Origin of the sequence: Microcystis sp. LE19-84.1B, from assembly GCF_027531875.1 — a bacterium.
Lineage (GTDB): Bacteria > Cyanobacteriota > Cyanobacteriia > Cyanobacteriales > Microcystaceae > Microcystis > Microcystis panniformis.
On sequence record NZ_JAPZSR010000312.1, the window covers coordinates 1 to 4,981 of the forward strand.

9 protein-coding genes and 1 pseudogene are annotated in these 4,981 nt (G+C 41.0%); 9 read left to right on the forward strand and 1 reads right to left on the reverse strand.

Annotated elements, in window-relative coordinates; translation table 11 throughout:
• The first annotated feature begins 199 nt into the window (after window positions 1-199).
• The 9 genes from O9324_RS17575 to O9324_RS17615 all read left to right on the forward strand — a co-directional run bounded on the left by O9324_RS17575 (window position 200) and on the right by O9324_RS17615 (window position 4,650).
• Window positions 200-682, forward strand: a complete 483-nt coding sequence (locus O9324_RS17575) for a hypothetical protein (protein ID WP_002767825.1) — start codon at window positions 200-202, stop codon at window positions 680-682.
• A 25-nt stretch (window positions 683-707) separates the two neighbouring features.
• Complete coding sequence (locus O9324_RS17580) at window positions 708-965, forward strand: hypothetical protein (RefSeq protein ID WP_002767827.1); 258 nt, start codon at window positions 708-710, stop codon at window positions 963-965.
• Complete coding sequence (locus O9324_RS17585; protein ID WP_002767832.1) at window positions 965-1,258, forward strand: type II toxin-antitoxin system RelE/ParE family toxin; 294 nt, start codon at window positions 965-967, stop codon at window positions 1,256-1,258. The genes O9324_RS17580 and O9324_RS17585 overlap by 1 nt, the downstream gene beginning before the upstream one ends.
• A gap of 57 nt (window positions 1,259-1,315) precedes the next feature.
• On the forward strand, window positions 1,316-1,534 hold the full coding sequence (locus O9324_RS17590; RefSeq protein WP_287630169.1) for a DUF2283 domain-containing protein: 219 nt from the start codon (window positions 1,316-1,318) through the stop codon (window positions 1,532-1,534).
• 165 nt (window positions 1,535-1,699) lie between these two features.
• Entirely contained in the window at window positions 1,700-2,116 is a 417-nt protein-coding gene (locus tag O9324_RS17595) for a XisH family protein (RefSeq protein WP_043996640.1), read from the forward strand.
• Entirely contained in the window at window positions 2,104-2,433 is a 330-nt protein-coding gene (locus O9324_RS17600) for a XisI protein (protein ID WP_002767836.1), read from the forward strand. The genes O9324_RS17595 and O9324_RS17600 overlap by 13 nt, the downstream gene beginning before the upstream one ends.
• A 29-nt stretch (window positions 2,434-2,462) precedes the next feature.
• Complete coding sequence (locus O9324_RS17605) at window positions 2,463-3,116, forward strand: DEAD/DEAH box helicase family protein (protein ID WP_287630168.1); 654 nt, start codon at window positions 2,463-2,465, stop codon at window positions 3,114-3,116.
• 201 nt (window positions 3,117-3,317) lie between these two features.
• A complete protein-coding gene (locus O9324_RS17610) occupies window positions 3,318-3,884 on the forward strand; it encodes a photosystem I assembly protein Ycf4 (RefSeq protein WP_002767839.1) in 567 nt (188 codons plus the stop codon).
• 28 nt (window positions 3,885-3,912) lie between these two features.
• Window positions 3,913-4,650 (forward strand): peptidylprolyl isomerase, encoded by a 738-nt coding sequence (locus tag O9324_RS17615; RefSeq protein WP_288140859.1) that lies wholly within the window; start codon window positions 3,913-3,915, stop codon window positions 4,648-4,650.
• A gap of 33 nt (window positions 4,651-4,683) precedes the next feature.
• Here the strand turns inward: O9324_RS17615 and O9324_RS17620 are convergent.
• Window positions 4,684-4,981: pseudogene (locus tag O9324_RS17620) on the reverse strand (hypothetical protein); the annotation flags it as partial.

The following is a 4,981-nucleotide window of genomic DNA, read 5'->3' on the forward strand; positions in this document are numbered from 1 at the left end:
TGAAATGGGGCGAAAGTCTGTGGACTCTGTGTAAGACAGTACATGGTTTTTTAACTGTGGTATGCGACGGTGGTGGAAGCAGAAACTTAAATCGTGAGGTTTAGGAATCGCCGCACTTTTAGGGCGGCGAGGATGTCAAAAACAATACGCTCATCTGTTCGTCCTTGGCTTTGCGATCGCTCCTAGCGCTCGTCAGTTTGTGGAACACTGTCAGGATACGGTGGGGATTGCCGCGACTTACATCCAAGCAACTCCAGACCTGCTGATGGGGGATTTACTCAAAAACCTGAGGAGTTCCCAGATATTCAGCGTCTGTGGACTGCCAGAGATTAGGATTAATCCCATCCCTGATGGTAAATATCAAGTGGAGTTATTGGGGTTGGATGTGTTTGACCCGGTTACAATGAAAGTGGACTCGGAACCGGGTAAGAATGTCCCCGCTTGGTTTCTCGATACTGACTACAATGGCTTATGTTTCCACGTCAATCAGGCATTTTTTCCCCGTACCGGCGCTTGGGATTCGATTAAGAAAGCTTTAAAGGGAACCTATGAGGAATCAGTCTGGGAACATCTAGCAGGGACAACCAGCGCACCTTTTGCCGTGGGAGAACATCGGCAAATTGCCGTTAAGGTGATTGATGATAGGGGGAATGAGTTGTTAGTGGTTAAGAGTTTAAATTAGCTGAGTTAAAGAAAGGAAAACTAATATGAATGCTTACAAAAAATATGTGACAATTGAGCGATCGCATCAGTTAATTTTATCCGATTTACCCTTTCGAGCCGGTCAAAGAGTAGAAATTATTATTTTAGGCGAAGATAGTCAGGAAACTAACCCTCAATTAGAGGAGTTACGGCAAAAAATTGATAGTGCAACCGAGCAAATTTTAGCGGGTAATGTAACCGATGGGGAATTAGTTTTTGAGCAGTTAAAAACAAGATTAAGAGAAGAATATGGCTTAGAATAATGGCAATTTATCAATTCTCCCAAGAGGCAATTAATGATCTTAATGAAATTTGTAATTATCTGGCTCAAAATAATCCACGCTCTGCTAGTAATCTGTTTGATGCGATACGCCAAAAATGTAAATTAGTAGCTAATTTTCCTAATATGGGAAAACGCTATGAACAAGTTAGACCTAATTTAAGGGGATTTTTAGTAGGAGATTACATCATTTTTTATAATGTTCATGATGATGGTATTTTTGTTCTGAGAATTGTTAGCGGCTATCGCAATTTAGATAGATTATTTTGTGAGTAGGGTGCGATAAACACAAAGAAACAACTTATTATACCTATTATTTTTAAAGGAGACAAAATGAAAATTAGCTACGATGCAGAAATTGATGCCCTTTATATTAGACTTGTAGAGGGAAAGCATGAATGTCGAAATCTTCAGTTAAACGATGAAATTACCTTAAATATTGGCGATAATGCTCTTTTAGTTGCAATTGAAATTCTCGATGCTAAAGATGTTTTAGGAACAGGAAATGTCCCCCAAGTTATCCTTGACAATATTCCCTTTCAAGTCGCTTAAAAAGGAGTTAATATGAGGAAAAATTAGTTAATACATAAGAAAAAAATCCTAAATAAGTGTATGTCCTACGAAGTTAACGAACCCATCCTCAACTCACCTTTTGATGAACCCTTGATGAAGTTAAATCAGCCGTTTATCGAGCTTGCTTATACTTTAGAAAATTCTATGTCAGCCAAAGATATTTTTCATCAATCCGTGTGTATTGCTATCGAAAAAGATGGCTGGAATATCACCCATGACCCCCTTTATCTTAAAGTCAATGACGTAGAATTTTACATCGACTTAGGTGCGGAAAGATTAATTGCCGCCGAAAAATCAGGTCAAAAGATTGCCCTAGAGATTAAATCTTTTTTAGGCGCATCAGAAGTTACCGAATTTCATCTTGCATTAGGACAAATCCTCAATTATCGGTTAGCATTAAAACAGGAACAACCCGAAAGGATTCTTTATCTAGCTATTCCTCAAGATACCTATGAGGACTTTTTCTCTCGTCAATTTATTCAAAACGCTGTAGCCGAATATAAAATTAAACTCTTAATCTTTAATTCTCTCAAACAAGAGGTGGTATTATGGAAAGAATAAACTACTCTCAACTGATTCAAGACATTCTCACACAACATTCAGTTAATAACGGCAAAAATGACACAGAAACTCAACTTCTTTTTGACACAAAAAGCCATCATTACCAAGTCTTAAATATTGGGTGGAAAGAGCAAAAGCGAATCTATGGTGTGATTATTCATCTTGACATAAAAGATGACAAAATCTGGATTCAAAGAGATGGAACAGAAATCGGCATTGCCAATCAATTAATCGCTGCTGGTGTTCCTAAACAAGATATAGTCTTAGGTTTTCAGGCTCCCTATAAACGCAGTTTAACCGAATTTGCCTTGAGTTAATACTTAAGAAAAAAATCCTAAATAAGTGTATGTCCTACGAAGTCAACGAACCTATCCTTAATTCCCCCTTTGATGAACCCTCACAATACTGGTTCATCCGAGAAGGTTATGAACCGGAATTAAAAGAAGGGAGAAGACCAGCTATCGTTTACCCACCCCGGGAAGGTAATACCGAATGGGAATTAGGACAAGTTCTCAAACTTTCATCCCCCGATGAATTTTTCCCAGGTTATGAAATGACCCTAGTTAACCGCATCAGGAAAGAAGTTAAAGAATGGAGAAGACAACAGTATCCCGGGGTCAGCCGTACCACCTTAGAACTATTAGAATACTGGAACCGAGAAGGAAGAGAACATCGCCTATTTTTTGCTCAAAAAGAAGCAGTAGAAACCATAATTTTCCTGATTGAATCTCGCACCGACTTTCGCCAAGGGATTCATATTCCCCAAGATACCCCCATTGACAGCACTCTGAAAGCTTTCATCCGCTACGCCTGCAAGATGGCAACCGGAAGCGGTAAAACAACAGTGATGGGGATGTTAGCAGCATGGTCTATCCTCAACAAAGTAGCAGATCCCAGTAAGGCTAAATTCTCCGATATTGTCCTGATTATCTGTCCCAATATCACCATTAAAAGTAGATTACAGGAACTCAACCCCGACAACGGCGAAGCTTCCTTCTAAATTTTCGATAACTTTTCTGGAAGCTTATCACCTTTTCTGGAAGGCAATCGCCGGTACAGAGTACCCTTGATCTTAATCAGAGAAAAAGTGTATGAGTGATTTTGGCGGCATTCCGCTCCCAATCAACACCCTAGGTCGGGGTTGGGGAAGTGGGGAGAAAAAAGCTGGTAAAATAACTCTAGGCAACCTTAAAAAGAATTCATGAAAGCGCAAACAACAAGTAAAGATAGCCTGATCCTAAGGCAAGAAGTAGTGGGAGCGCGTCGCCCTAGTAACTATTTTTGGGCTGTAATCGTCTCTATTGGCGGTCTAGGGTTTCTCCTCGCCGGTCTTTCCAGTTATTTGAAGGTCAATCTACTTCTCGTTAGCGATACCAGTGCCTTGCAATTTATTCCCCAAGGAGTCGCCCTCCTCTTTTATGGCACTGCGGGGACTCTTTTAGCCATCTATCTCTGGTTATCTCTCCTCTGGAATGTCGGAGGTGGTTACAACGAGTTTAATAAGGAAACTGGCAAAGTTAAAATCTTTCGTTGGGGCTACCCCGGCAAAAATCGTCGCGTTGATCTCGATTGGCCCCTCGAAGATGTGCAAGCTGTGCGGGCCGAAGTGCGAGAAGGACTCAACCCGAAACGGGAACTATTCCTGCGGATTAAACAGCGTCGCGATATCCCTTTAACTCGCGTCGGCGATCCTATGTCCCTCTCGGAATTGGAAAATCAAGGAGCGGAACTCGCTCGTTTTCTAGAAATTCCTCTAGAGGGATTGTAAGCCTTTTTTCGCTCTTTTTGGCTATAAAATGATGAAGATAAGAAAATCTGGCTGGCTGTCTGTGGTTTGTGTTTTTTTAATCGCAACCGCGACACTTTTTGGCTGTTCTTCCCCGGAAGCTAACTCCACCCCCGATAATTCTAGTATCACCCAAACCTCTCAACCTGCCAGTTCGGGCAGTGTCAACATGGATAATTACAAACCCCGCTTAGATGGAACTGCCGTCGTCGAGATGATCATCAAAGGTAAACCGGTAACGATCGAAATTGATGGCAATGCAGCCCCAGTTACTGCCGGTAATTTTGTGGATCTGGTGGAGAGAGGTTTTTATAATGGTTTAACTTTCCATCGCGTGGTTACAGAACCACAGCCTTTTGTCGCCCAAGGTGGTGATCCCCAAGGTCGCGGAACCGGTGGTTTTGTTGATCCAGAAACCAAGCAACCCCGTTATGTTCCCCTAGAAATTCTCCTTAAAGACGAAAAAGAGCCGATTTATGGGAAATCAATCGGTCAACAGGCCACGTCGCGCACTCCCATCGTCGCTTTACCCCATAAACGCGGTGCGATCGCGATGGCCCGTTCTCAACAACCTAATTCCGCTTCTTCTCAGTTTTATTTTGCCCTGTCGGATATCAATTTCCTCGATGGTGATTATGCCGTTTTTGGTTATGTCACTAAGGGAATGGAAGTGATCGATACGATTAAACAAGGGGATAAAATTGACTCGGCCAAAGTTATTTCCGGTGCAGAAAATCTGAAAAAATAGCGCTCGGATTGGGTGAGTCCGCGCGACGATAATTTAATCTTCGCCGTCACCCACCCAATCATTTAATATTCCGATAACTGATAACTGATAACTGATAACTGATAACTGATAAATGATAACTGATAACTGATAAATGATAACTGATAACTGATAACTGATAACTGATAACTGATAAATGATAAATGATAAATGATAACTGATAACTGATAACTGATAACTGATAACTGATAACTGATAACTGATAACTGATAACTGATAACTGATAACTGGTATAGGAGTTTTATCAAATGAAAGCACTGGAAAAACTTGTGACGGAACGATTATATTTAGT